The sequence below is a fragment of the Pseudoroseomonas cervicalis ATCC 49957 genome, from assembly GCF_000164635.1.
GTDB classification, from domain to species: domain Bacteria; phylum Pseudomonadota; class Alphaproteobacteria; order Acetobacterales; family Acetobacteraceae; genus Pseudoroseomonas; species Pseudoroseomonas cervicalis.
Genome location: NZ_GG771134.1, coordinates 1 through 777, shown reverse-complemented (window position 1 = coordinate 777; position 777 = coordinate 1). Strand labels below are relative to the sequence as shown.

Below are 777 nucleotides of genomic sequence, written 5' to 3'. Positions count from 1 at the left end.
CCTGGCGCGCCGCCGTGCACGGCTTCGCCTGGCTGCGCGACCTGCGGGCGCTGGGCACCGATGGCGCGCGGCTGCGCGCCCGCGACCTGACCGCCGACTGGCTGGCCCAGGGCAGCGAGCAGCCGATCGCCGCCCTGCCGGAAGTGGTCGGCGCCCGGCTCTCCGCCTGGCTCGGCCATTGGGATTTCCTGGCCGCCACCGCCGAGGACGGCTTCCGCCGCGCGCTGATGGTGCGGCTCGCCCAGGATGCGCGCGGCCTCGTCGCCTCCCTGCCGGCCGAGGCGCGGCACCGCGGGGGCCTCGCCGCGCTGAAGGGCGCGCTCGCCGCCTCCGTCGCCCTGGCCGAGGAGGCCTGGGTGGCGCGCTGCCTGCGCGTGCTGCCGCAGGAGATCGAGCGGCAGATCCTGCCCGATGGCGCGCATGTCGAGCGCTCTCCCGGCCAGCTGCTGCTGGCGGTGCAGGACCTCATCGAGATCCGCAACCTGCTGCACGGCGCGGGTCTGGAGGCGCCGCCGCATCTGGCGCTGGCGCTCGACCGCGCCGCCCCGGCGCTGCGGCTGTTCCGCCATGGCGATGGCGGGCTGGCCCTGTTCAACGGCACCCGCGACGAGGGCGCGGCGCTGGTCGACCTGGTGCTCACCCAGGGCCAGGCGCGCGGCCGCGCGCCGCTGATCCTGCCCGAGGCCGGGTTCCAGCGCCTGCAGGCCGGGCGCACTTTGGTGATCGCCGATTGCGGCGCCCCGCCCGAGGGGCGCGGCGCCCCCGCCCCGGGCGGCC

1 protein-coding gene is annotated in these 777 nt (G+C 78.2%); it reads left to right on the top strand.

Annotation, left to right across the window (positions count from 1 at the left end; all coding sequences use genetic code 11):
• On the top strand, positions 1-777 hold a 777-nt coding region (locus tag HMPREF0731_RS22175), incomplete at both ends, for a heparinase II/III family protein (protein ID WP_007006508.1).